Annotated in this window: 21 protein-coding genes; 14 read left to right on the top strand and 7 right to left on the bottom strand. The window is 73.3% G+C overall.

Translation table 11 applies throughout. The features are described from left to right. Nucleotides 1–189: 189 nt before the first annotated feature. Complete coding sequence (locus ACSURM_RS33680) at nucleotides 190–561, bottom strand: ATP-binding protein (protein ID WP_436959698.1); 372 nt, start codon at nucleotides 559–561, stop codon at nucleotides 190–192. 236 nt (nucleotides 562–797) lie between these two features. Here ACSURM_RS33680 and ACSURM_RS33675 point away from each other — a divergent pair, with 236 nt between their 5' ends. Continuing rightward, nucleotides 798–1,565 (top strand): IclR family transcriptional regulator, encoded by a 768-nt coding sequence (locus ACSURM_RS33675; protein WP_436959696.1) that lies wholly within the window; start codon nucleotides 798–800, stop codon nucleotides 1,563–1,565. Nucleotides 1,566–1,608: 43 nt separating this feature from the next. Next, entirely contained in the window at nucleotides 1,609–3,123 is a 1,515-nt protein-coding gene (gene glpK, locus ACSURM_RS33670) for a glycerol kinase GlpK (protein ID WP_436959695.1), read from the top strand. A gap of 22 nt (nucleotides 3,124–3,145) precedes the next feature. On the opposite strand, the gene ACSURM_RS33665 is transcribed toward glpK, so the two are convergent. Next, nucleotides 3,146–3,820, bottom strand: coding sequence for a TetR/AcrR family transcriptional regulator (locus ACSURM_RS33665; RefSeq protein ID WP_436959693.1), 675 nt, complete (start codon nucleotides 3,818–3,820; stop codon nucleotides 3,146–3,148). Nucleotides 3,821–4,062: 242 nt separating this feature from the next. Here ACSURM_RS33665 and ACSURM_RS33660 point away from each other — a divergent pair, with 242 nt between their 5' ends. The 3 genes from ACSURM_RS33660 (at nucleotide 4,063) to hemC (ending at nucleotide 8,013) form a co-directional block, all read left to right on the top strand. Continuing rightward, a complete protein-coding gene (locus tag ACSURM_RS33660; RefSeq protein ID WP_436959691.1) occupies nucleotides 4,063–5,532 on the top strand; it encodes an MFS transporter in 1,470 nt (489 codons plus the stop codon). 462 nt (nucleotides 5,533–5,994) lie between these two features. Next, the gene (locus tag ACSURM_RS33655; RefSeq protein ID WP_436961237.1) at nucleotides 5,995–6,975 is read left to right on the top strand and encodes an ATP-dependent DNA ligase; all 981 of its coding nucleotides are present in this window, start codon (nucleotides 5,995–5,997) and stop codon (nucleotides 6,973–6,975) included. A 102-nt stretch (nucleotides 6,976–7,077) separates the two neighbouring features. Continuing rightward, on the top strand, nucleotides 7,078–8,013 hold the full coding sequence (gene hemC, locus ACSURM_RS33650) for a hydroxymethylbilane synthase (RefSeq protein WP_359048278.1): 936 nt from the start codon (nucleotides 7,078–7,080) through the stop codon (nucleotides 8,011–8,013). 145 nt (nucleotides 8,014–8,158) lie between these two features. Here hemC and ACSURM_RS33645 read toward each other — a convergent pair whose 3' ends face one another. Beyond that, nucleotides 8,159–8,683, bottom strand: coding sequence for a hypothetical protein (locus ACSURM_RS33645; RefSeq protein WP_436959689.1), 525 nt, complete (start codon nucleotides 8,681–8,683; stop codon nucleotides 8,159–8,161). A 402-nt stretch (nucleotides 8,684–9,085) separates the two neighbouring features. Here ACSURM_RS33645 and ACSURM_RS33640 point away from each other — a divergent pair, with 402 nt between their 5' ends. After that, the gene (locus ACSURM_RS33640; RefSeq protein WP_436959688.1) at nucleotides 9,086–9,877 is read left to right on the top strand and encodes an RNA polymerase sigma factor SigF; all 792 of its coding nucleotides are present in this window, start codon (nucleotides 9,086–9,088) and stop codon (nucleotides 9,875–9,877) included. A gap of 49 nt (nucleotides 9,878–9,926) precedes the next feature. Here the strand turns inward: ACSURM_RS33640 and ACSURM_RS33635 are convergent, their stop codons facing one another. After that, nucleotides 9,927–10,241 (bottom strand): ANTAR domain-containing protein, encoded by a 315-nt coding sequence (locus ACSURM_RS33635; protein WP_436959686.1) that lies wholly within the window; start codon nucleotides 10,239–10,241, stop codon nucleotides 9,927–9,929. A gap of 127 nt (nucleotides 10,242–10,368) precedes the next feature. On the opposite strand from ACSURM_RS33635, the gene ACSURM_RS33630 reads away from it, so the two are divergent. Beyond that, nucleotides 10,369–11,184: a VOC family protein gene (locus ACSURM_RS33630; RefSeq protein ID WP_436959684.1), complete on the top strand. Its 816-nt coding sequence runs from the start codon at nucleotides 10,369–10,371 to the stop codon at nucleotides 11,182–11,184. A 12-nt stretch (nucleotides 11,185–11,196) separates the two neighbouring features. Here ACSURM_RS33630 and glgX read toward each other — a convergent pair whose 3' ends face one another. Both glgX and ACSURM_RS33620 read right to left on the bottom strand, forming a co-directional pair. After that, nucleotides 11,197–13,341, bottom strand: coding sequence for a glycogen debranching protein GlgX (gene glgX, locus ACSURM_RS33625; protein WP_436959682.1), 2,145 nt, complete (start codon nucleotides 13,339–13,341; stop codon nucleotides 11,197–11,199). Then, nucleotides 13,338–13,850, bottom strand: coding sequence for a pep a2 (locus ACSURM_RS33620; protein WP_436959680.1), 513 nt, complete (start codon nucleotides 13,848–13,850; stop codon nucleotides 13,338–13,340). Before ACSURM_RS33620 ends, glgX begins: the two co-directional genes overlap by 4 nt. Before the next feature lie 302 nt (nucleotides 13,851–14,152). Between ACSURM_RS33620 and ACSURM_RS33615 the strand changes: the two genes are divergently transcribed. The 6 genes from ACSURM_RS33615 to ACSURM_RS33590 all read left to right on the top strand — a co-directional run bounded on the left by ACSURM_RS33615 (nucleotide 14,153) and on the right by ACSURM_RS33590 (nucleotide 23,056). Next, entirely contained in the window at nucleotides 14,153–14,452 is a 300-nt protein-coding gene (locus tag ACSURM_RS33615) for a DUF5133 domain-containing protein (protein WP_030784425.1), read from the top strand. Between the two features lie 112 nt (nucleotides 14,453–14,564). Beyond that, nucleotides 14,565–16,556 carry an alpha-1,4-glucan--maltose-1-phosphate maltosyltransferase gene (locus tag ACSURM_RS33610; RefSeq protein WP_436959678.1) on the top strand — a complete coding sequence of 664 codons (1,992 nt, stop codon included), beginning with the start codon at nucleotides 14,565–14,567 and terminating at the stop codon, nucleotides 16,554–16,556. Continuing rightward, complete coding sequence (gene treS / locus ACSURM_RS33605) at nucleotides 16,553–18,271, top strand: maltose alpha-D-glucosyltransferase (RefSeq protein ID WP_436959677.1); 1,719 nt, start codon at nucleotides 16,553–16,555, stop codon at nucleotides 18,269–18,271. Before ACSURM_RS33610 ends, treS begins: the two co-directional genes overlap by 4 nt. Nucleotides 18,272–18,303: 32 nt before the next feature. Next, entirely contained in the window at nucleotides 18,304–19,668 is a 1,365-nt protein-coding gene (locus ACSURM_RS33600) for a maltokinase N-terminal cap-like domain-containing protein (RefSeq protein ID WP_436959676.1), read from the top strand. 3 nt (nucleotides 19,669–19,671) lie between these two features. After that, nucleotides 19,672–21,873, top strand: coding sequence for a 1,4-alpha-glucan branching enzyme (gene glgB / locus ACSURM_RS33595; protein WP_436959674.1), 2,202 nt, complete (start codon nucleotides 19,672–19,674; stop codon nucleotides 21,871–21,873). 94 nt (nucleotides 21,874–21,967) lie between these two features. Beyond that, the gene (locus tag ACSURM_RS33590) at nucleotides 21,968–23,056 is read left to right on the top strand and encodes a glutamate--cysteine ligase 2 (RefSeq protein WP_436959672.1); all 1,089 of its coding nucleotides are present in this window, start codon (nucleotides 21,968–21,970) and stop codon (nucleotides 23,054–23,056) included. Nucleotides 23,057–23,075: 19 nt separating this feature from the next. Here the strand turns inward: ACSURM_RS33590 and ACSURM_RS33585 are convergent, their stop codons facing one another. Continuing rightward, on the bottom strand, nucleotides 23,076–23,309 hold the full coding sequence (locus ACSURM_RS33585) for a DUF6480 family protein (RefSeq protein ID WP_436959670.1): 234 nt from the start codon (nucleotides 23,307–23,309) through the stop codon (nucleotides 23,076–23,078). Nucleotides 23,310–23,459: 150 nt separating this feature from the next. On the opposite strand from ACSURM_RS33585, the gene ACSURM_RS33580 reads away from it, so the two are divergent. Next, entirely contained in the window at nucleotides 23,460–25,373 is a 1,914-nt protein-coding gene (locus ACSURM_RS33580; RefSeq protein WP_436959669.1) for an AMP-dependent synthetase/ligase, read from the top strand. The last annotated feature ends 68 nt before the right edge of the window (nucleotides 25,374–25,441 follow it).

Here is a 25,441-nt window from a genome sequence, read left to right as displayed (position 1 = left end):
CCTGCCGCCGGATATTACTGGAGCGTAGGCGGGCTCGGGGCGCCGGTACCGGCGGCATCGGCCCGGTAGGGGGGAACTGCCGGGTCAGGTGGGCGGCCGGCCGCTCGGTGATCCGCCCTTCCGCCGCTTTCCGCCGGGGGCCGTCCGGCCGCCGTGGCGGCCGGGACCGGGGCCCGAGGCGGAGCCGCCTCAGGCCGCGACGAGTTCGGCCCAGCGGGTGACCCGCCCGGGGTGGACCCGTATGCCGTGGCGGGTCGCCAGGGCGTGGACGATCGCCTCGCCCCGGCCGTGCTCGTCCGGGTCGATCCCGGCGCGGGTCGCGCCCACGGCGGGGTCGGGCCCGGCGTCGGTGACCTCGACGCGCAGGATGGCGGGGTGATCGCCGCGCAGCCAGGACAGCCGGAGTTCGGCCGGCGGCCGGGCGTGCACGACGGCGTTGGTGACCAGCTCCGACACCACCAGCAGCGCGTCCTCGACGAGCTCCGGGCACACCCTCCACTCGGCGAGGAGCGCCGCCGCCCGCCGGCGTACGGCGGAGACGGCACCGGCGACGGGGGGCACCGGACACACGTGTTCATGTGCCGCCCGAAGCAGGGCATTGAGCTGGGCCACCATGTTCTCTCCCGATGTGCTGCCGGTCTCGCGCGCTCGTCTCGGCGTCTTCCGGGCCTCAAAGCACGCTAGGGAGACAAAACGGGCGGGTCAATGAACCGGGGTCGGCATTACCGAACGCGCCTCGGCACGCAGTCGGGCGGTCGTCCCGCGCGAAGCCTCCCGGGCGGTAATAGGCTCGGCTCATGGCCGGACCGGTCCAGTCGATCGAGCGGGCGGCGGCGATTCTGCGGCTGCTCGCCGGCGGGCCCCGCCGACTCGGGCTCGGCGAGGTGGCGTCCTCGCTCGGGCTGGCGAAGGGCACCGCCCACGGCATTCTGCGCACGCTCCAGCACGTGGACTTCGTGGAGCAGGACACGGCGACCGGGAAATACCAGCTGGGGGCCGCCCTGCTGCACCTGGGCACCAGCTACCTGGACGTCAACGAACTGCGCTCACGCTCCCTGAACTGGGCCGACGCCCTGGCCGCCCGCAGCGGGGAGGCGGTGCGCCTGGGCACCCCGCTGGAGGGCAGGGTCCTCGTCGTCCACCATGTGTTCCGGCCGGACGACAGCTTCCAGACCCTGGACGTGGGCGCGCTGCTGCCGCTGCACGCCTCCTCGCTCGGCAAGGTGCTGCTGGCCTTCGGCACGGCGACGGCCGAGCCGGACCGGGGGCCGGGGCTGGAGGCGTACACCCGGCACACGCTGGTCGATCCGGAGCGGCTCACCCGGGCGCTCGCCGCGGTCCGGGAGGCCGGATGGGCGGCCGAGCTCCAGGAGATGAGCATGGGCGAGGCCGGGATCGCCGCGCCGATCCGGGGGCACGGCGGGCTCGTCGTGGGCGCCATCGGGCTGTCCGGGCCGGTGGAACGGATCTGCGACGGCCGGGGCCGGCCCCGGCCCGCGCTGATCGGCCTGGTCCGCGAGGCCGCCCGGGCGATCTCCAGAGACCTGGGAGCCGCCCGCTGGTAGCCGGGACGGCCGCCCCCAGATCCGTCGGAAGGCAGACCCGATCATGGCTGAACGGTATGTGATGTCGGTCGACCAGGGCACCAACTCGACCCGCTGCATCCTCTTCGACCACCGGGGGCGGCTGGTCTCGGTCGCGCAGCGGGAGCACCGGCAGCACTTCCCGCGGCCCGGCTGGGTGGAACACGACGCCGTCGAGATCTGGCAGAACCTGCGCCGGGTGATGCCCGAGGCCCTGGCCACCGCCGGCGTCGACAAGGCTCAGGTCGCCGCGATCGGGGTGGCCAACCAGCGGGAGACGACGGTGCTCTGGGACCGGCGGACGGGCGCCCCGCTGGGCCGGGCGATCGTCTGGCAGGACACCCGTACCGCGCCACTGGTCGACGGCCTCCTGCGCGATCCCGGCGAGGCGTTCTTCCTCGACCGGTGCGCCCTGCCGCCCTCCACCTATTTCTCGGCGCTGCGGATCCGCTGGCTGTTCGACCACGTCAAGGGTGTCGAGCAGCGCGCCCGGGACGGCGAGGTGCTGTTCGGGACGATGGAGAGCTGGCTGCTGTGGAACCTCACCGGCGGCGCCGACGGCGGCCTGCACCTCACCGACGCCACCAACGCCGGCCGCACCATGCTGATGAACATCCGCACGCTCGACTGGGACGACGAACTGCTGGACTTCTTCGGTGTGCCCCGCCCGATGCTGCCCGGGATCCGCCCCTCCGCCGAGCGGTACGGCGAGACGCGTGCGCCGCTGCCCGGCATCCCCCTCACCGCCGCCCTCGGCGACCAGCAGGCCGCGCTCTTCGGCCAGACCTGCTTCTCCCCCGGCGAGGCCAAGTGCACCTACGGCACCGGGGGCTTCCTGCTGCTCAACACCGGCGACGAGGTCGTACGCTCCCGGCACGGGCTGCTCACGACCGTCGCCTACAAGATCGGGGACCAGCCCCCGGCCTACGCCCTGGAGGGGTCGATCGCGGTCACCGGCGCGCTCGTCCAGTGGTTCCGCGACCGCCTGGGCCTGATCGGCAGCGCCCCGGAGATAGAGACCCTCGCGCGCACGGTCGAGGACAACGGCGGCTGCTACATCGTCCCCGCCTTCTCGGGGCTGTTCGCGCCGCACTGGCGCAGCGACGCGCGCGGGGTCATCGTCGGCCTCACCTCGTACATCACCAAGGGGCATCTGGCGCGGGCGGTGCTGGAGGCCACGGGGTGGCAGACCCGGGAGGTCGTGGACGCGATGAACGCCGACTTCCCGGTCCCCCTGCCGCAGCTCAAGGTGGACGGCGGCATGACCTCGGACAACCTGCTCATGCAGTTCGTGGCCGATGTGCTCGACGTGCCCGTGGTACGGCCCATGGTCGCCGAGACGGTCTCCCTCGGCGCCGCCTACGCGGCCGGCCTCGCCGCCGGCTACTGGCCCGGCCTGGAGGTGCTGCGCCGCAACTGGCACCGGGCCGCGCAGTGGCTGCCCGGCATGGACGCCGAGCGGCGGGAGACGGAGTACGGCAACTGGAAGCGGGCCGTCGAACGGTCGCTGGGCTGGGCCGGACCACCGCGCGCCCGCTGACCTCGACGCCCTCGCGGCTCCGTCACTCCCGGGGACGCCCCGGTGCGGCCGTCCGCGCGCTGACCGGTGCCAGCCACAGTCCCACGATCGCGTCGGCGAGCCCGGTCGCGGCCGCGCCCCAGGAGGCGTGCGGGGTGGGGGCGGACTCGGCCAGGGCCCGCTCGCGCTCGGCGCAGGTGTGCAAAATCAGCAGCCGGACCATCTGACCGCGTTCGGCGCGGACCTCGGGCGGCAGGTTCGGCAGGGTGCGGTTCAGGCCCTCGACCGCCTCGCGCAGCGCCGGCGAGGCCAGGGACTCCTCGACCATGATCTCGTGCAGCGCCGGGTCGGTCATGACCTGCGCGCAGAACCGGGCGTACCAGGTGGGGCTGCCGAGTCCGGCCAGGTGCTCGGTGACCGGGCGGACCAGGCAGTCGACCCAGTCGCGCACGTCCGCGGAGCCCGTGGTCTCCTTCAGGGCCCGCTCCCGCAGTGTCTCGATGTGCCGGGTGTGCCGCCGGGCGACCGCGCGGACCAGGTCGGCCTTGGTGCCGAAGTGGTAGCCGACCGCGGCGTTGTTGCCCTGGCCGGCGGCCTCGCTGACCTGGCGGTTGGAGACGGCGTACACGCCGTGCTCGGCGAACAGCCGTTCCGCCGCGGTCAGGATCGCCTCCCGCGTCGCGTGCACCTGCTCGGTCCGCGCCGTCCTGCGCGCCATGCTCACCACCGCTCCGGGACGTGCGCCACCCCGGGGGCGGTCCGTCCCGCGCTCCGCCCCACGGGTCCTCGGCCGGGGCGGGCGAGGTCCAGCCGCTTCACAGCCTACGGCGCCCGGACCGCCACCCCGGACCGGGCCCGCGTTCGGGCTCGCTAGAGTAAGTCAAGCAGTTGACTTAAAAGGTGGCCTCACCGCTCCCTGTTCTCTCCGTTCTCCATCTCCGTCCTCCGGAAGGTTCCTTCATGCCCGACGCCCCCGCCCGGCCCGCCGAGGCCGGCCGTTCCGCCCCGTCCCGGCCGGGTGCCGTGGTCGCGGTGCTGGCCCTGGCCGGCATCACCGTGTCGCTGATGCAGACGCTGGTGATCCCGATCGTGCCCGCGCTGCCCGGCTATCTGCACGCCTCGCCGTCCGACGCCGCCTGGGCGGTGACCGCCACCCTGCTGGCCGCCGCCGTCGCCACCCCGGTGGCCGGCCGGCTCGGCGACATGTTCGGCAAGCGGCGCCTGCTGCTGGCCAGCCTGGTGCTGCTGGTGGCCGGCTCGACGGTGTGCGCGCTCAGCGACCGGCTGGTGCCGATGATCACCGGCCGGGCGCTGCAAGGGCTGGCCGCCGCCGTGGTCCCGCTCGGCATCAGCATCATGCGGGACGAGCTGCCGCCGGAGAAGCTGGCCGGCTCCACCGCGCTGATGAGCGCCTCGCTCGGGGTCGGCGGTGCCCTGGGGCTGCCCGCGGCGGCGTTCATCGCCGACCACTACGACTGGCACGTGCTGTTCTGGACCTCCGCGGTCCTCGGCGTCGGCGCCGCCGTGCTGGTACTGGGCCTGGTGCCGGAGTCCGGCGTGCGCACCGGCGGCCGGTTCGACCTGGCCGGCGCGGCCGGCATGGCCGTCGGGCTGGTCGCGCTGCTGCTCGCCGTCTCCAAGGGTGCCGACTGGGGCTGGGGCAGCGGCACCACCCTGGGCCTGTTCGCGCTCGCCGTCGTGGTCCTGGTGGCCTGGGGCTTCTTCGAGCTGCGCACGGCCGAGCCACTGGTCGACCTGCGCACCACCGCCCGCCGCCAGGTGCTGTTCACCAACCTCGCCTCGATCGCGTTCGGCTTCTCCATGTTCGCGATGGCCCTCGTGCTGCCGCAACTGCTCCAGCTGCCCACGCGGACGGGGTACGGCCTGGGCAGGTCCATGCTCGCCGCCGGTCTGGTCATGGCCCCGCAGGGCCTGGTGATGATGGCCACGGCCCCGCTGTCCGCCCTGGTCACCAAGTCGCGTGGCCCGAAGACCACGCTGATGACGGGCGCGCTGATCGTCGCCGCCGGGTACGGGCTGAACATCGTGCTGATGAGCGAGATCTGGCATCTGGTGCTGGTCTCCTGCGTGATCGGCGCGGGCGTCGGCTTCGCCTACGGCGCCATGCCCGCGCTGATCATGGGCGCGGTCCCGCCCTCGGAGACGGCCGCCGCGAACAGCCTCAACACGCTGATGCGGTCGATCGGCACCTCCGTGGCCAGTGCCGTGGCGGGCGTGATCCTGGCCCAGATGACGACCAGCCTGGGCGGCCACGCGCTGCCCTCCGAGAACGGCTTCAAGGCCGTCATGGCGCTCGGCGCGGGCGCGGCGGCCCTCGCCTTCCTGCTCGCCGGGTTCCTCCCCCGGCACCGCCCGGCCGGCACCCCGGCCACGACGCGCACCGAGGCGTCGGCCGAGCCGGTGGGCTGACACGGAGGCGCGTCGGCGCGGGTGGTGGGCGCACGCCGGAAGCTGTGGCCCGATCCGGTCGGCGACGCCGGGGGAGCATGGCGCGAGCCGGTCGGCGATGTCCGGGGGTCATGGCGCGTGCCGGTCGGCGACGCCCGGGGGCCATGGCGCGACCCGGTCGGCCGCACCCGGTGTCATGCGCTGCCCGGCCCGCGACGCCCGGGACGCCTCGTCCCTGGCCGGTCGACCGGCACCCGGGAGCCGCGACGCACGCCGGTCCGCTTGCGCCCGAGACGCCTCGGCGCGAGCGGCTCCGCCGGCACCCCGGCGCCACGTCGCCGGCCGGCCGAGGTCACCCGGACGCCTCCGCGTCAGCCGATCCGTCGGCGTCCGGGAGCCACCGTGCGGGACCGTTCAGGGGAACCGCGGGGGGAAGGCGCGTGAGCGGGCCGGGGGCGGTCGAGATGTTCTGCCGTGACCGCCGTGCCCCTGCCGCTCATCGCGCCGATGCTCGCCACCCCCGGCAGCCTGCCGCCCGCCGCCCAGGACCGGCGGTGGTCGTACGAGACGAAGCAGGACGGCCAGCGGGTGATGGTCTACCTGCCCGGCGACGGCAGCGTGCTGCTGCGCGCCCGCTCCGGCGAGGACATCACCGCGGCCTACCCCGAACTCCGGCCGCTGGGCGCCGCGCTCGGCCCCACGCCCGCCGTGCTGGACGGCGAGGTGCTGGCCCTGGACGAGCGGGGACGGGCCGACTTCCAGCTGTTGCAGAGCCGGATGGGCCTCGCGCACGCCCCGGCGCGGGCGGCGCGCCGGGCCGCTCAGGTGCCGGTGCACCTGGTGCTGTTCGACGTGCCGTATCTGACCGGGCCGCTGCTCCGGCTGCCGTACGCGCGGCGCCGGGCCCGGCTGGAGGAGCTGGACCTGGCCGGGCCGTACTGGTCGACCCCGCGCGCGGTGACGGGGCACGGCGCCGAGGCGCTGCGCGCCACCCGGGAGCACGGGCTGGAGGGCCTGGTGTGCAAGCGGCTGGACTCGGTGTACGAGCCGGGGGTCCGCTCCCGCGCCTGGATCAAGATCCGGAACATGCGCGCCGAGGACGTGATCATCGGCGGCTGGCTGCCCGGGAAGGGCCGGCTGACCGGACTGCCCGGGGCGGTGCTGGCCGGGCAGCGCGACGCGGAGGGCCGGCTGCGCTACGTCGGCGGGGTGGGCACCGGCTGGAGCGAGGCGGAACGCGTCCGGCTGGCGGAGCTGCTGCGGGAGGCGGCGAGCGACCGGTGCCCCTTCGACCCGGTGCCGCGGATCCCCCGGGCACGCTGGGTGGTGCCCCGGCTGGTCGGCGAGGTCAGCTACAGCACCCGTACCCGGCACGGCATGCTGCGCCAGCCGTCCTGGCTGCGCTCGCGCCCGGACCTCACGCCGGAGGAGTCGGCGGCGGACCTGCCCGAGGAGCCGGGGTAGGGGCCGCGGGACGCGCGGCCGGCGGGCCCAACCCCGTGGCACGACGGCTCCTACGGCCGTCCGCGAGCGGTGCCGCACCGGCCCAGGGTCTATCGTGTCCTCATGTCTGCACCGGAATTGATCCGTATCGTCTCCCGCGACTCCCCCATGGCCCTGGCCCAGGTGGAGCGGGTCCGTGCCGAGCTGGCCGTGCTGCACCCGGGGGTGCGGACGGAGGTCGTCCCGGTGAAGACGACCGGCGACAAGTGGCTGGGCGATCTCTCCAAGGTCGAGGGCAAGGGGGCGTTCACCAAGGAGGTGGACGCGGCCCTCCTCGCCGGGGAGGCGGATCTCGCGGTGCACTGCGTGAAGGACGTGCCCGCCGACCGGCCGCTGCCCGCGGGCACGGTGTTCGCCGCGTTCCTGAAGCGGGACGACATCCGGGACGCGCTGGTGCACCCGGGCGGGCTGACCCTGGACGAGCTGCCGGCCGGCACCCGGATCGGCACCTCCTCGGTCCGCCGGATCGCCCAACTGGCCGCCAGCCACCCGCATCTGGAGTGCGTGCCGTTTCGCGGCAACGCCAACCGCCGGCTGGAGAAGCTGGCGGCGGGCGAGGCGGACGCGCTGCTGCTCGCGGTGTCCGGTCTGGAGCGGATCGGCCGGACCGACGTGATCAGCGAGGTGCTGTCGACGGAGGCGATGATGCCGCCTATCGGCGCGGGCATCCTGGCCCTGCAGTGCCGGGAGGACGACACCGGGCTGATCGACGCGGTCAGCGGGCTCGGCGACCCGGACACCCACCGGGAGGCGACGGCCGAGCGGATGTTCCTGCATGTGCTGCAAGGGCACTGCAACAGCCCGATCGCCGGGTACGCGCGCGTGGACCGCGGCGGCGAACTCTCGCTGCGCGCCTGCGTGTTCACCGCCGACGGCAAGACGCGGCTGAACGCCCACGAGTGGGCGGGGCGGCTCGATCCGGCCACCCTCGGCACCTCGGTCGCGGTCGCGCTGCTGCGGCAGGGCGCGCGGGAGATCATCGACGGCATCCCGCACTGACCCGAGGGGCCCGCGCGGGGCCACGTGGAGAACACCCGCGCGGGGCCACGTACGAAGTGATGCGCGGGGCCCGTAGGACGTACTCGCGGGGCCGCGTATGACGTCCCCGCGCCACAACCGGCCACCAGTGCGGCGCGGGTAGGCGTCAGGCTGAGCCCGGCTCCGCCTGGTCCCGCAGGAAGGCGGAGACCTGGTGGGCCAGGCCGCCCTGTCCGGTGGCCGCGGACGTGGCCGTCGGGGCGGGCTCCAGGACGCCGATGCCGCCCGCCCACAGCCGGCGGCCGGCCCAGTCGTCGTCCACTCGCAGCTGCACCTGCACGTCCACGTGGCTGAGGGCGGCCTCGGGCGCGGCGGCGTAGATCACGGCGGTGGCCCGGCGCAGCGGGTAGACGTCGAAGCCCTCGACGAACTGGGAGTTGCGCCAGTCGATGAAGGCGCCCTCGCCGTCCGGGCCCACGCGCACGTCGATCTGGCCGTCCTCCAGGTGGATGCCGTAGGGCCGCGTGCCGCGGTTCTCCACGGTCACCCGGACACTGAAATACGTCAGCCCGGCGGCGGCGTCGTCCCGTCCGCGCGGCGGCTCGGCCGCCTCCAGGCGGTGGACGCGGACCCGCAGACCGGCATGCTCGTCGTACTCCTGCCAGTCACCGACCACGTTCGGCTCGTACACAGTGCCCCTCTCGACCCTCCAGAGCTGCTGTCTATCTGTGCGCCGAGCGCACTGTCAAATGACGGGAACGCAGCGTGGTCAGGGGAATTGGCCCCGTCGGCCGGTGATCAAGCGCTGCCCAGGAAGAACACGTCCGCGGCGGGTCCGGGCCGCCGGGCGGGGCGTGCCGCACATCACGTCCACGACGAGATCGGCGATCTCCGGCACCCCTTAGTCCCTTTCGCCACGTTTACTATAATTTGTTTGGAGGTGTCCCTCGGCGGGAAAGGGCACAGAAGTGCTTCGGACAGGAGGCACGTCCGTGGGAGACGGCATGGCCCGCCCCCGGTGTCCCACTCCATGGTCCGAGCGCACCTCCCACGGTGTCTGTCCCATCAGCACCTGCCGAGAGAGGTGCGCGCGATGCGTGTCACTGGCAGCACGAAATCCCATCCCCACGACGACGCCCCGGACACGGGCGCCGCTTTCGAGCGGCTCGCCCTGCTGGCCGACGGCCCCGAGCGCCGGGCGCTCCGGGACGACCTGGTCCGGTTGTGGCTGCCCATGGCCGAGCGGATCGCGGTGCGGTTCCGCGGCCGCGGCGAGGCACTGGAGGATCTGTACCAGGTGGCCGCGCTGGGCCTGGTCAAGGCCGTCGACCACTACGATCCGGCCCGTGGCCGCGCCTTCGAGGCGTACGCGGTGCCCACCATCACCGGGGAGATCAAGCGGCACTTCCGGGACCACATGTGGACCCTGCACGTGCCCCGCCGGGTGCAGGACCTGCGCAACCGGGTCCGCGCCGCCGTGAAGGACCTGGCGCAGACCGGCACGGGCCGGGCGCCCACCGTCGCGGAGATCGCCGCGTACGCCCGGCTCAGCGAGGACGAGGTGCGCACCGGCATGGAGGCGCTGGAGTGCTTCTCCGCGCTGTCCCTGGACGCCGAGGTCTCCGGCACGGACGGCTACGCGCTCGGGGACTCCCTGGGCGGGCCGGACCCCGGGTTCGACCTCGTCGTGGACCGGGCCGCGGTCAGACCGTGCCTGGAGGCGCTGCCCGAACGCGAGCGCACCATTCTCTACCTGCGGTTCTTCCAGGGCATGACGCAGAGCTGCATCGCCTCGGAGCTCGGCATCTCGCAGATGCACGTCTCCCGGCTGCTGAGCGGCTGCTTCGACCGGCTGCGCGAGGAACTGCTCGCGGAGATCCGCTGACCCCCGCTCCCGCACGGCCGTGGTCCCGCTCCCCCACTGCCCCTCGGTCCTACCGCCCTTCGGTCCCCGGCACCTGCGCGGGCCCGTACCGGTCCAGGGCGTCCTCCAGCTCGGCCCGGATGTGGTCCGGGAGGTCGCCGCGCCGGCCCCAGATCAGGATCAGCTCGGCGATGTGGCGCAGCTTGATGTTGGTGTGCTGGGAGACCTCCTTGAGGATCTGCCAGCCCTGGTCCGGGGTGACCCGGGCGAGGGCCACCACCATCCCGATCGCCTGGTCCACGACCGCGTGCGAGGCCATGGCCTCTTTCATCTGGTCGACCTCCGCCTGCAACGCGGCGATCCGGTCCGGCTCGCTCTCTGCCATCCCTCCATCGTGCGCAGCGGCCTGCACCCCTGCCACCCGGGGTACCCGGCAGGCACGTCGACCCCCTCCGGACGGACACTGGTGTCACCGGTGGCCGCCCGGGCCCCGAGAGCAGGACGCGACTGCCATGAACCACGACAGCACCACCGGCGGCGCACCGCGCGGCGAGGACGTCGTCTCCACCCACTCCGTCTTCGGCGCGCCCTGCTGGGTGAGCCTGACCAGCCGTGATCTCCAGGCCACCCAGGATTTCTACACGGCCGTGCTGGGCTGGCGCTGGCGCACCGGCAAGCTCGGCGAGCACTTCCGGATCGCCCTCGCGGGCGGGGTCCCGGTGGCCGGGATCGCCGCCGTGGCCTCCATGTGGCAGATGGCGGTGGCGTGGACTCCGTACTTCGCGGTGCGGGACGCGGACGTGGCCGTGGCCCGGGTCCGGGAGCGCGGCGGTACGGCGGCGGTCGGGCCGCTGTCCTTCCCGCCCGGCCGGGCGGCGCTGCTCGCCGACCGGGACGGCGCCACGTTCGGGATCTGGCAGGGCGACCTGGTCACCAACTGGGAGGCGTGGCGGCAGGCGGCCCCCACCTTCGCGCGGCTGCACACCCGGGACGCCTTCGACGCCGCGATGTTCTACGGCGAGATCCTGGACTGGGCGACCGGCGAGCCGGGCTGCTGCGAGGTGGAGTACGACGGCGGCGAGGTCCTGCTGCGCAGCGAGGGAGACGTGGTGGCGCGCATCGACTCGGGCGCGGTGGAGGCCGCCCCGGACCCCTCGGTGCGCCCGCACTGGCAGATCCACTTCGCGGTGACCGACGTGCCGGCCTGCGCCCGCGCGGCGGAGAAGCACGGCGGCAGCGTGCTGCGCGAGGACGGCGAGCGGGAGGCGATCCTCCGGGACGCCGACGGCGCCCAGTTCACGGTGACGGCCCGCGGCGTCTGCTGCTGAGGTCCGCCCGGTTCAGCCCGTGGCGCGGGACGGGCGGGACAGCAGGATCAGGCTGCGGGACTCCAGGCGGAGGCGGGTGCCCGCCTTGCGTTCGCGTTCGTCGGGCATGCCCTCGGGGTCGGCGGTGTCGATCAGGGTGGTCCAGCGCTCGCCGAAGGAGTCGTCGGGCAGCCGGAAGACGACCGGCTCCCAGTAGCCGTTGACCAGCAGCAGGAAGGAGTCGTCGACCATGCGGCGGCCGTGGGGGTCGCGTTCGGCGATGGCGTCGCCGTTGAGGAACGCGCCGACGGAGTGCGCGTCCGCGCGCTGCCAGTCCCGGTCGGTCATCTCGCGGGCGTCGGGCCGCAGCCACACCAGGTCGGGCAGCGGCTGCCGGGCGTTGGTCGCGGTCTCGCCGCGGAAGAAGCGGCGCCGGCGCAGCACGGGGTGCGCGGCGCGCAGGGCGATCAGGCGCCGGGTGAACGCGGTCAGGGCGCGCTGTTCCTCCGTCGGCTCCCAGTCCACCCAGGAGATCTCGTTGTCCTGGCAGTAGGCGTTGTTGTTGCCGCGCTGGGTGCGGCCGAGCTCGTCGCCGTGGCAGAGCATCGGGATGCCCTGGGACAGCAGCAGCGTGGCCAGCAGGTTGCGCTGCTGGCGGGCCCGCAGTTCGAGGACGCCCGGGTCGTCGGTGTCGCCCTCCGCGCCGCAGTTCCAGGACCGGTTGTGGCTCTCGCCGTCCCGGTTGTCCTCGCCGTTGGCCTCGTTGCGCTTGTGGTTGTACGACACCAGGTCGCGCAGTGTGAAACCGTCGTGCGCGGTGACGAAGTTGACGCTCGCGCGCGGCCGGCGCCGGCTGTGCTGGTAGATGTCGGAGGAGCCGGTCAGCCGGGAGGCGAACTCGCCGAGCGAGCCGGGCTCGGCCCGCCAGAAGTCCCGTACGGCGTCCCGGTACTTGCCGTTCCACTCCGACCACAGCGGCGGGAAGTTGCCCACCTGGTAGCCGCCCTCGCCCACGTCCCACGGCTCGGCGATCAGCTTGACCCGGCTGATCACCGGGTCCTGCTGGATCAGGTCGAAGAACGCCGAGAGCCGGTCCACCTCGTGGAACTGCCGGGCGAGGGTGGCCGCGAGGTCGAAGCGGAAGCCGTCGACGTGCATCTCGGTGACCCAGTACCGCAGCGAGTCCATGATCAGCTGGAGCACGTAGGGGTGCCGCATCAGCAGGCTGTTGCCGGTGCCGGTGGTGTCGTAGTAGTGCGCCCAGTCGCCGTCGACCAGCCGGTAGTAGGAGGCGTTGTCGATGCCCCGGAAGGACAGCGTGGGGCCCAGTTCGTTGCCCTCGGCGGTGTGGTTGTAGACCACGTCGAGGATGACTTCGAGGCCGGCCGCGTGCAGCGCCTTCACCATCGCCTTGAACTCGTTGACCTGCTGGCCGCGGGTGCCGAAGGCGGCGTAGGCGTTGTGCGGGGCGAAGAAGCCGATGGTGTTGTAGCCCCAGTAGTTGGACAGGCCGCGGTCCTGGAGGATGCCGTCCTGGACGAACTGGTGCACCGGCATCAGCTCCACCGCCGTCACCCCGAGCGAGGTGAGGTGTTCGGTCACGGCCGGGTGCGCGAGCCCGGCGTAGGTGCCGCGCAGCCGCTCGGGGATGTCCGGGTGGGTGCGGGTCAGCCCGCGGACGTGGGCCTCGTAGATGACGGTCTCCGCGTACGGCGTCCGGGGCGGGCGGTCGTCGCCCCAGTCGAAGAAGGGGTCGGTGACCACGCCCAGCATGGAGTGGCCGGCACTGTCGGCCGGGGCCGGTCCGTCCGGGGCGCGCTCGTAGAGCGAGGGGTGGTTGTCGATCTGGCCGTCCACGGCCTGGGCGTACGGGTCGAGCAGCAGCTTCGCCGGGTTGCAGCGGTGGCCGAGCGCGGGCTGCCACGGGCCGTGCACCCGGTAGCCGTAGCGCTGTCCGGGGCCGACGCCGGGCAGCCGGGCGTGCCAGACGAAACCGTCGACCTCGTGCAGCCGGACGGGGGTCTCGGCGCCGGCGTCGTCGACGAGGATCAGGTCCACGCGTTCTGCGACCTCGCTGAACAGGGCGAAGTTGGTGCCCTGCCCGTCGAAGGAGGCGCCCAACGGGTAGGGGTGCCCGCTCCAGACGGGCACCCCTGTGCGTGACGTACGGGCGGTCACCGGCTGCCCTCCAGGGTGGCGCCGTGGACGGGCCCGGAACCGGCCAGCGCGGTCACCGGCTCGTCGCGGGGCACCTTCAGGCCGGTGCGCAGCGTGGAGTCGGGGGCGAGGGGGACCAGCGGGACGCGCTGGCCGGCCCGGGCGCGCTGCGAGAACCAGATGATCGTGCCGCCGGCGCCGGTGGCGCAGCAGCCCCAGCCGTCGCTCATGGCGGCGATGTCGGCCAGGCAGGACCGCAGGTCCGCCTCCGGGCGCAGATCGGGGTCGTCGCCGCCGAGGGCGGTGATGAGGTGCTGGCCGTTCCACCACATCTCGATGGACGTGTGCTTGTTCCTCGCGTGCGCGTCGATCGCCCGCAGCAGCAGTTCGGCGCCGTGGCGGACGGGCTCCACGAGGTTGTCGAGATCCCAGTGGCGCAGATGGGCGGCCAGGATGCGGCCGACCTGTCCCACCCGTTCCGGGCCGACCTCCACGTCGAGGTGGTAGTAGCAGGGCACTGCGGTCTTCATCGTCGCTTGCTCCTCACCGGCGAAGCTCTCGCTCCCCTCGCCCGCCCGGAGGGATTTCCGGACACCCAGCGTGAGCGTTGATCGCTTCAGAGTCACTTCCACGGTGCGGGCACTACGCCATTCGTGCAACACGAGCCACCGACGGCCCCACCCGTTGAAGATCCAACAAGACGCTGCGTCGTCGCGCGTGCACCATGAGTGAAAGCCTCGATCGCCGTAACGGTGCCGCGCCCTCCCCTGCGCGGACGCCACCCGACCGTCGGGAACGCGCCCAGTCGAGAGCGTGGAAGGTGAAGAGGGCCATGCTGCTACCCGCCAAGGCCGAAGTGGCCCGGCAGTTGCGGCGTTACCGGGCGTGGGAGCGCGTGATGCTCGCCGCACCGCACGACCGCACGGTCCGCGCCACCTTCGAGGACTCCGGGTACACCCTGTGCGTGCTGATGGGCAAGCGCTGCGCCCGCGAGGCCGTGGACGCCGCCGAGCGCTATCTCCGCACGAACCTGGTCACCTATCTGCGGGAGCAGGACGGGCGGCCGCAGCCGCGCCGGACGGCGAGAAGAGGGCCGCCGTCGGAGCGGCGTTCCACGGCGCCAAGCCCCTGACCTGGCACCGTACGAGGCGTTCCCTGCGGGTCCGGCGAGACGCCGGACCCGGCTGATCGGATCGCGGAGCCGGGCCGGGCGCCCGGCTCCGCGCACGGCGGAGGTGAGATACATGCGCAGGACCCCGGCCATCGGCCGTGTACCGGTACGTGACGTCCGTCCGGCCGTGGAGTGCGGCAGGCGCCCGGCGAAAGCGGTGGCCGGGGAGACGTTCGAGGTCACGGCCACCGTGTTCCGCGAAGGGCATGACGCCGTGGGCGCGAACGTGGTCCTGCGCGATCCGGCGGGCCGGCGCGGCCCCTGGACCCCGATGCGGGAGCTGTCGCCGGGCAGCGACCGCTGGGGGGCGGAGATCACCCCGGACGTGACGGGGCGCTGGACCTTCCGCGTGGAGGCGTGGAGCCATCCGCTGGCGACCTGGCGGCACACCGCGTCGGTGAAGGTGCCGGCCGGGATCGACACCGGCCTGGTGCTGGAGGAGGGCGCGGAGCTGTACGAGCGGGCCGCCGCCGGGGTGCCCAGGGGCCCCGGGCGGGACCTGGTGCTGGCCGCGGCGCGGGCCCTCGGCGACGACACCCTGTCGGTCCACCACCGGCTGAAGGCGGCGCTGTCCCCGGAGGTGGCGGAGGTGCTGGCCCGGTATCCGCTGCGGGAGCTGGTCACCGCCTCGGATGCGATGCCGTTGCTGGTGGAGCGGGAGCGCGCGCTGTACGGGTCGTGGTACGAGTTCTTCCCCCGTTCCGAGGGGACCGCCGAACGCCCCCACGGCACGTTCCGTACCGCCGCGCGCCGGCTGAGGGCGATCGCGGACATGGGCTTCGACGTCGTCTACCTGCCCCCGATCCACCCCATCGGCACCACCCACCGCAAGGGCCCCAACAACTCCCTGAGCGCCGGTCCCGACGACGTCGGGGTGCCCTGGGCGATCGGTTCCCCCGAGGGCGGCCACGACGCCGTCCACCCCGGCCTGGGCACCCTGGAGGACTTCGACTTCTTCGTCGCCGAGGCCCGCCGGCTCGGCCTGGAGATCGCGCTCGACTTCGCCCTCCAGTGCTCCCCCGACCATCCCTGGGTGGAGAAGCACCCCGAGTGGTTCCACCACCGCCCGGACGGCTCGATCGCCTACGCGGAGAACCCGCCGAAGAAGTACCAGGACATCTACCCCATCGCCTTCGACGCCGACATGGACGGCCTGGTCGCCGAGACCCTGCGGATCCTGCGGCACTGGATGGCCCACGGCGTGCGCGTCTTCCGGGTGGACAACCCCCACACCAAACCCGTCGTCTTCTGGGAACGGGTCATCGACGGAATCAACCGGAGCGACCCGGACGTGATCTTCCTGGCGGAGGCGTTCACCCGCCCCGCGATGATGCACACCCTGGCCCAGATCGGCTTCCAGCAGTCCTACACCTACTTCACCTGGCGCACCACCAAGCAGGAGCTGACGGAGTACCTGACGGAGCTGACGGGTGAGGCGGCGGCCTACATGCGGCCGAACCTCTTCGCCAACACCCCCGACATCCTGCACGCCTACCTCCAGCACGGCGGGCGCCCGGCGTTCGAGGTCCGTGCCGTGCTGGCCGCCACCCTCTCCCCCGCCTGGGGCATCTACTCCGGCTACGAACTGTGCGAGAACACCCCGCTGCGAGAGGGCGGGGAGGAGTACCTGGACTCGGAGAAGTACCAGCTCAGGCCCCGCGACTGGGAAGCCGCCGAGCGCGCGGGCCGCAGCATCGCCCCGCTCATCACCCGCCTGAACACCATCCGCCGCCACCACCCCGCACTCCAGCGGCTGCGCAACCTCCACTTCCACCACACCGACAACGACGCCGTCCTCGCCTACAGCAAACGCACGGGGACGGACACGGTCGTCGTGGTCGTCAACCTCGACCCGCACCACACCCAGGAGGCCACGGTCTCGTTGGACATGCCTCGACTCGGGCTGGACCGGCACGCGTCCGTGCCGGTGCACGACGAACTGACGGGCGAGACCTACCACTGGGGCGGCACCAACTACGTGCGGCTCACGCCCGGCCGGGCGCCCGCGCACGTGCTCCACGTCGGGCGCTCGACGCCCCGGATCGGAGGGCCCGCAGCGTCATGACCGTCAACGACCCCGTACCGGACACCTTCGAGGACACTCCGGCCAAGGACCGGGACCCCGAGTGGTTCAAACGCGCCGTCTTCTACGAGGTCCTGGTCCGCTCCTTCCAGGACAGCAACGGCGACGGCATCGGCGACCTGAAGGGTCTGACCGCCAAGCTGGACTACCTCCAGTGGCTCGGCGTGGACTGCCTGTGGCTGCCGCCGTTCTTCAAGTCACCGCTGCGGGACGGCGGTTACGACGTCTCCGACTACACCGCCGTCCTCCCGGAGTTCGGTGACCTCGCCGACTTCGTGGAGTTCGTGGACGCCGCCCACCAACGCGGCATGCGGGTGATCATCGACTTCGTCATGAACCACACCAGCGACCAGCACCCGTGGTTCCAGGAGTCCCGCAAGAACCCCGACGGCCCCTACGGCGACTACTACATGTGGGCCGACGACGACAAGCGGTACGAGGACGCGCGGATCATCTTCGTCGACACCGAGGTCTCCAACTGGACCTTCGACCCGGTGCGCGGCCAGTACTACTTCCACCGCTTCTTCTCGCACCAGCCGGACCTCAACTACGAGAACCCGGCCGTCCAGGAGGAGATCCTGGCCGCCCTCAGGTTCTGGCTGGACCTCGGCATCGACGGCTACCGCCTGGACGCGGTGCCCTACCTGTACGCGGAAGAGGGCACCAACTGTGAGAATCTGCCCGCCACGCACCAGTTCCTGAAGCGGGTGCGCCGCGAGATCGACGCGCTCTACCCGGACACCGTGCTGCTGGCGGAGGCCAACCAGTGGCCGGAGGACGTGGTCGACTACTTCGGCGACTACTCCGTCGGCGGCGACGAGTGCCACATGGCCTTCCACTTCCCCGTCATGCCCCGCATCTTCATGGCCGTCCGGCGCGAGTCCCGCTACCCGGTCTCCGAGATCCTCGCCAAGACTCCCGCCATCCCCTCGAACTGCCAGTGGGGCATCTTCCTGCGCAACCACGACGAGCTCACCCTCGAAATGGTCACCGACGAGGAACGCGACTACATGTGGGCCGAGTACGCCAAGGACCCCCGCATGCGCGCCAACATCGGCATCCGCCGCCGCCTCGCCCCCCTCCTCGACAACGACCGCAACCAGATCGAGCTGTTCACCGCCCTGCTGCTGTCCCTGCCCGGCTCACCGATCCTCTACTACGGCGACGAGATCGGCATGGGCGACAACATCTGGCTCGGCGACCGCGACGCCGTCCGCACCCCCATGCAGTGGACCCCCGACCGCAACGCCGGCTTCTCCTCCTGCGACCCCGGACGCCTCTTCCTGCCCACGATCATGGACCCCGTCCACGGCTACCAGGTCACCAACGTCGAGGCGTCCATGTCCTCCCCCTCGTCACTGCTGCACTGGACCCGCCGGATGATCGAGATCCGCAAACAGAACCCCGCCTTCGGGCTGGGGTCGTTCACGGAACTGCCGTCGTCCAACCCGGCGGTGCTGGCGTTCCTGCGCGAACACGGCGACGACCTGGTGCTGTGCGTGCACAACTTCTCCCGCTTCGCCCAGCCCACCGAACTCGACCTGCGGGCCTACGACGGACGGCACCCCGTCGAGCTGATCGGCGGGGTGCGCTTCCCCGCCATCGGCGAACTGCCCTACCTGCTCACCCTGCAGGGCCACGGTTTCTACTGGTTCCGGCTCACCCGAGTCGCATCCCGCATCGGCCGCCGCCGCTGACCCGTCCGGCGCCGAGGAAAGGACGCGTCACCATGCCGAAGACCATCACCCTCCGACCGCGCACCGCGACCGGGCTCAACGGGCCCCTGGACTCGCTCGGCGGGCTGCTGCGCGACTGGCTGCCGAGGCAACGCTGGTTCGCGGGCAAGGACCGGCCCGTCACCGAACTGTCGGTGCTGTCCGTGACCGAGCTGTTCCCGGGCTGTCTGCACCTGTTGGTGCACGCCTCCCACGTGCCGGTGCCCACCCCCGGCGGCACGCCCCCGCCCGGCGACTGCTACCAGCTGCTGCTGGGGGTGCGCCCGCACCTCGTGCCGCGGCTGGAGCGGGCGTTCATCGGGCGGGCCGTGGACGGACCGCTGGCCGGACTCGCGGTGTACGACGCGCTGCACGACCCGCGCTCGGCCCATCTGCTGCTGGAGCGGCTGCGGCACCCCGGCACGGCGGGCCCGCTGCGGTTCGAGGCGGACCCGGCCGCCCGGGTGCCCGGCGGGCTGCCGCCGCGGCTGCTGGACGCCGAGCAGTCCAACTCCTCGATCGTGTACGGCGACGCGTACATCCTGAAGCTGTTCCGCCGGATCCAGCCGGGCGTCAACCCGGACCTGGAGGTGCCGGCGGCGCTGGCCGCCCTCGGCTGCTCCCGGGTGCCGGCGCCGGTGGCCTGGTTCACCACGGCCGACCCCCGCCCGGCCACCCTCGGGGTGCTCCAGCCGTTCCTGCCGGACGCCACCGACGGCTGGTCGCTGGCGCTGGCCGCGCTCGCGGCGGGTGACGACTTCACCGCCGAGGCCCGCGCGCTGGGCCGGGCCATGGCCGAGGTGCACCTGGCGCTGGCCGAGGCCTTCCCGCCGGCCGGGCCGGGCGAGAACGGCCGTACGGCCGAGGCGATGCGCGCGCGGCTGGACGCCGCCGCGCACGCCGTGCCCGGGCTGCTGCCCTTCGTGCCCGGTCTGCGGGCCGCGTTCGCGGCGCTGGCCACCTGCGACACCGGGCCGCCCGCCCAGCGGGTCCACGGCGACCTGCACCTGGGGCAGGTGCTGCGGGCCGGCCGCGACTGGTTCGTCATCGACTTCGAGGGCGAGCCGTCCCGTCCGCTCGCCGAGCGGCGCACCCCGCAGTCCCCGGTGCGGGACGTCGCCGGGATGCTGCGCTCCTTCGACTACGCGGCCCGGCAGCGCCGCCCCTGGCGGCCCGAGTGGGCGCGCCGCTGCCGGGAGGCGTTCTGCGCGGGCTACGCGGCCCGCGCGGGCTGGGATCCACGCAAGAAGCACGCGCTGCTGCGCGCGCACGAGACGGACAGGGCGGTGTACGAGGTGCTGTACGAGGCGAGACACCGGCCGGACTGGCTGCCGGTACCGATGGCGGCGATCAAGCGGCTCGCCGTGTGGGGAGGCTGACCCATGGCACTGCGCGACACCACGCGCCCCGAGGCCGCGGGCCCTGTGCCGCCCGTCGCGGTCCCGCTGGACCCGGCCGACCGCGACCGGCTGCTGGCCGGGACGCACCACGATCCGCACGCCCTGCTGGGCGCCCACCCGGTGCCGGGCGGCACGCTGCTGCGGACGCTGCGGCCGAACGCCCGCGCGGTGAGCGTCCTGGCCGACGGCGACCGCACCGAGCTGCGTCCGGAGGGCGACGGGCTGTTCGCCGGCGTGCTGCCCCGCCCGGACATCCCGTCGTACACCCTGCTGGTGGCGTACGACGACGGGGAGCGGGAGGTGCACGACCCGTACCGCTTCCTGCCCGCGCTGGGCGAGCTGGACCTGCATCTGATCCGGGAGGGCCGGCACGAGCAGCTGTGGCGGGCGCTCGGGGCGGAGCCGATGGTCCACCAGGGCGTGGCCGGCACCCGGTTCACGGTGTGGGCGCCCAACGCCCAGGGCGTGCGGGTGGCCGGGGACTTCACGTACTGGGACGGCACGCAGTACCCGATGCGCTCGCTCGGCGCGTCCGGGGTGTGGGAGCTGTTCCTGCCGGGGATCGGCGAGGGCACCCGGTACAAGTTCGAGATCACCTCCCGGTACGGCCACCGGTTCCTGAAGGCCGACCCGATGGCGCGGTGCACCGAGGTCCCGCCGGACACCGCGTCGGTGGTGACGGCCTCGCACTACGCCTGGGGCGATGCCGAGTGGCTGGCGCACCGCGGGGACACCCCCGTGCACCAGGCGCCGTTCTCGGTGTACGAGGTGCATCTGCCGTCCTGGCGGCCCGGCGCGACCTACCGGCAGCTCGCCGACGAACTGCCCGCGTACGCGCGGGAGATGGGCTTCACGCACATCGAGCTGATGCCGGTGGCCGGACATCCGTTCAGCGGTTCGTGGGGGTACCAGGTCACCTCCTATTACGCGCCGACGCCCCGGCTGGGTTCCCCGGACGACTTCCGGTACTTCGTGGACGCCTGTCACCGGGCCGGGCTCGGGGTGATCATGGACTGGGTGCCGGCGCACTTCCCGAAGGACGACTGGGCGCTGGCCCGGTTCGACGGGGACCCGCTGTACGAGCCCGGGAACGCCTCCCGTGCCGAGCACCCGGACTGGGGGACGTACGAGTTCGACTACGGCCGCACCGAGGTGCGCAACTTCCTGGTCGCCAACGCCGTCTACTGGTGCGAGGAGTTCCACATCGACGGGCTGCGGGTGGACGCCGTCGCCTCCATGCTCTACCTGGACTACTCACGCGACTCCGGGCAGTGGGAGCCGAACGTGTTCGGCGGCCGGGAGGACCTGGACGCGGTGGCCTTCCTCCAGGAGATGAACGCCACCGTCTACCGGCGCTGCCCGGGCGTGGTGACCATCGCCGAGGAGTCCACCGCCTGGGACGGGGTGACCCGGCCGACCGACGGCGGCGGGCTGGGCTTCGGGCTGAAGTGGAACATGGGCTGGATGCACGACTCGCTGGAGTACATCCAGAAGGAACCGGTGCACCGCAAGTACCACCACCATGAGATGACGTTCTCGATGGTGTACGCCTACAGCGAGAACTACGTCCTGCCGATCTCGCACGACGAGGTGGTGCACGGCAAGCGGGCGCTGGTGTCGAAGATGCCCGGCGACTGGTGGCAGCGGCGCGCCAACCACCGTGCCTATCTGGGCTTCATGTGGGCCCACCCCGGCAAACAGCTGTTGTTCATGGGGCAGGAGTTCGCGCAGGGGGCGGAGTGGTCGGAGGCGCACGGGCCGGAGTGGTGGCTGCTCGGTGACGGCTACCACTCGGCGGGCGACCACCAGGGCGTACAGGACCTCGTCCGGGACCTGAACACGGTGTACCGGGCGACCCCGGCGCTGTGGCAGCGGGACACCGACCCGGGCGGCTTCCGGTGGGTGCTGTGCGACGCGGCGGACGACAACGTGCTGGCGTTCCTGCGGTTCGCCGCGGACGGCGGCCCGCTGCTGGCGGTGTCGAACTTCTCCCCGGTCGTCCGGCACGGCTACCGCCTGTGGGTGCCCGACGGCGGCGCGGCCTGGCGGGAGGAGCTGAACACCGACGAGGTGCGCTACGGCGGCAGCGGTGTCGGCACCGGGGGGCCGGTCAGGGCCGAGGACGGGTTCCTCACCCTGACGCTGCCTCCGCTGGCCACGGTGTGGCTGGTGCCGGAGGGCTGAGCCGCCGCGCAGGTGTCGGTGGCCGTTCGAGGGGCATTCGGGGTCGTACAGAACCCGACTGCCCTCGCGGCACGACATGGAAGGGCGGCACCACGTGCGCACCGTTGGAGTGGAGGAGGAACTCCTCCTGGTCGATCCGGACAGCGGCGACCCGAAGGCGCTGGCGGCGGCCGTCCTCGCCCGCGCCGCCCAGGACGATCCCGGACAGCAGGTCTTCGAGAAGGAGCTGTTCGGGCAGATGCTGGAGTTCGCCACGCATCCGCAGTCGGACATGGCCTTGCTCGGGGACGAGATCGTCCGCTGCCGCAAGGAGGCCGGCCGGCACGCCGGGGAGATCGGCTGCGCGGTCGCCGCGCTGGCCACCTCGCCGCTGCCGGTCAGCCCCTCGCTCAGTGTGAACGGGCGCTATCAGTGGCTGGCCGAGCGGTACGGGATACCCACCTGGGACCAGCTCACCTGCGGCTGCCATGTGCATGTTTCGGTGGCGTCGGACGAGGAGGGGGTCGCCGTCCTGGACCGGCTCCGCCCCTGGCTGCCGGTGCTGCGGGCGATGAGCGCCAACTCCCCCTTCTGGCAGGGCCGCAACACCGACTACGCCAGCTACCGCAGCCGGGTGTGGAACCGCTGGCCGTCGGCCGGGCCGACCGAGCCGTTCGAGACCCCCGAGCGCTACCACCGGCGGGTGACCGAGATGGTGGACACGGGAGTCGTGCTGGACGAGGGCATGGTCTACTTCGACGCGCGGCTGTCCGCCCGCTACCCGACGGTGGAGGTCCGGGTCGCGGACGTGTGTCTGGGCGCGGAGACCGCCGTCCTGCTCGCGACGCTGGTCCGCGCCCTGGTGGACACGGCCGCGGCCGAGTGGCGGGCGGGCCGGCCGGCACCCGACACCGGGGTGAGCCTGATCCGGCTGGCCGACTGGCAGGCCGCCCGGTTCGGCCTGGAGGAGGACCTGCTCGACCCGGTCACACTGCGGCCCCAGCCCGCCGCACGGGTGCTGGAGTCCCTGCTGGAGCACACCGGGGACGCGCTCAAGGCCAACGGCGACGCCGACCGCGCCGCCCGGGGCATGGAGGAACTGCTGCGCCACGGCAACGGCGCGCGGGAACAGCGCCGGCTGCTGGAGCGCACCGGCAGCCTGCGGGACGTCGTCACCGAGTGCGTCCGGCGCACCCAGGGCTGAGCGTCCCGCCCGGCGGCGGTCACAGGATCAGGGTCAGCGCGTAGGCCAGGAAGAACGCCGCGATCAGGATCACCAGGACCAGGATCACGGTCAGCGGCGCCTTCCCCCAGCCCTTCGACGTGTTGTGCGTCTCCCGGGGCCCGGCCTCGGGCATGCTGCTCTCGGCGGGCGGGGTCTCGCCGGGCGGGACCGAGCCGCCGGGTTCCAGCCCGGTGCTGCGCTCGGGCTCCGGATCGGGGTTCACATGACTCATGTCCCCCGAGTCCCCCCAACCCGCCCACATCATCAGCCGATCACGACTTCTCCGATCCCGGTCACCGAACGCTGTCCCCTGGGCTACATTCGAGCACCGCCGACACCGAGCCGGTCGGCGGAGTGACCCTCCGTACCCCGGGAGCAGCGCATGCGGAACGTCGCCCCCGCCCCGGCCGCCGCCCCGCCGCTCACCGCCGCCCCGCCGCTCACCGGCGGCCTCGCCGACAGCGTCTTCGCCGCGGCGGAGCGCGATCCCGCGCTGCCGGTGCTGGCGCACCGCGCGGAGACCGGCGGCGGCTGGCGCACGGTGACGGCGGCCGAGCTGCGCGACGAGGTGGCGGCCGTGGCCAGGGGCCTGGTCGCCGCCGGGATCTCCCCCGGCGACCGGGTGGCCCTGATGGCCCGGACCCGGCACGAGTGGACGGTGCTCGCCCACGCGCTGTGGGCCGTCGGCGCCGAGCTGGTGCCCGTCCACCCGGCCTCCGCGCGCGACCAGGTCGAGTGGATGCTGCGGGAGACGCACTGCGTCGCCGTGATCGTGGAGGACGAGCAGGGCGTCATGACCGTCGGCACGGTGTGCGCCCGGCTGCCCCGGCTGCGGCACGTCTGGCAGCTGGACGCGGGCGCCCTCGCCGATCTGGTCGCGGGCGGCGCCGCGGTGCCGTACTCCACCGTGGAGTCGCTGCGCCGGCTCGTGCCGCCGGACACCACGGCGGCCGTCGTCCACACCTCCGGCACCTCGGGCCGGCCGGTGGGCTGCGCGCTCAGCCACCGCGGCCTGGCCTACCCGTGCGACACCCTGCTGGCCGGCTGGGCGCACACCGCCGCGCCCCCGGGGCAGCGGCCGTCCGTGCTGGCCTTCCTGCCGTTCTCCCATGTGTACGGCCTGACGATCATGCTGACCTGTGTGCGCGGCGGGGTGCTGCTGGCGCACGAGCCGGAGGTGACCGGGGCGGCGCTGGCGTCGGCGCTGCGCACGTTCCGGCCGACCTATCTGTACGGCGTGCCGTCGGTGTTCGAGCGGCTGTACAAGACCTTCCTGCGCACCGCCCGGCAGGCGGGCCGGGGCGCGCTGTTCGAGCGGGCCGCGCGCACGGCGCGGGAGTTCGCCGCGGCCGAGGAGCGCCGGCGGCTCGGCGCCGGGCCGGGTCCGGGGCTGGAGCTGAGACTGCGGCACGCCAGGTACGAGCGGACGGTGTACCGGGGACTGCGGGCGGCGCTCGGCGGCCGGGTGGTGCGCGGCGCCTCCGGCGGTTCCCCGCTCGGCCGCGAACTGGGCCTGTTCTACGAGGGCATCGGCGTGTTCGTGCACGACGGCTACGGACTCACCGAGACCGCCGGTGCGATCACCATGCAGCCGCTGGGCCGGGAGAGGGCCGGGACGGTGGGGACCGCGCTGCCGGGCACCGGGATCCGGGTGGCCGGCGACGGGGAGATCCTGGTCCGCGGGCCCTCGGTGTTCCAGGGCTACGTCGGCGACGAGCGGGCGACCCGGGCGGCGCTGCGCGACGGCTGGCTGGCCACCGGGGACCTCGGCCGGCTGGACGCCGACGGCTGTCTGACGATCACCGGGCGCAAGAAGGACGTCATCGTCACCAGCGGGGGCAAGACCGTGTCGCCGGCCCTGCTGGAGGAGCGGCTGCGCGCGCATCCGCTCGTGCACGAGGCGGTGGTGATCGGCGACGGCCGGCCCTGTGTCGGCGCCCTGATCACCCTGGACCCGGACTTCGCCGCGCACTGGCGGACCGCGCTCGCGCTGCCCGGGGACGCCCGGGCCCGGGAGGCCCGGGAGGAGAACGCGGTGCGGGAGGAGATCGCGCGGGCGGTGGCCGCCGCCAACAGCGCGGTGTCCCGCGCGGAGTCCATCAGGGTCTACCGTGTCCTTCCGGAACCGTTCGCGGCGGTCGGCGGGTTGCTCACGCCGTCCCTGAAGCCGCGCCGGGACGCCGTGGTGCGGCACTACGCCGCCGAGATCGAGGCGATGTACGCGGCCCGGTCCCGGCCGCGGCCGGTGGGGCGGGAGCCGGCCGAGTGGGACGAGCCGGACGACGTGTTCCGCTGAGGAGGTGGCGCCCCGCGGGAATCGTGGGGGCGGGGAGGGCAGACGGATAGTCCGCGCGGCAGGGGGAA

Source organism: Streptomyces sp. SudanB182_2057, from assembly GCF_964272715.1.
Classification (GTDB): domain Bacteria; phylum Actinomycetota; class Actinomycetes; order Streptomycetales; family Streptomycetaceae; genus Streptomyces; species Streptomyces rubradiris.
Note: the sequence above shows the minus strand (reverse complement) of the source record. Positions and strands in the feature narration are given on the sequence as shown.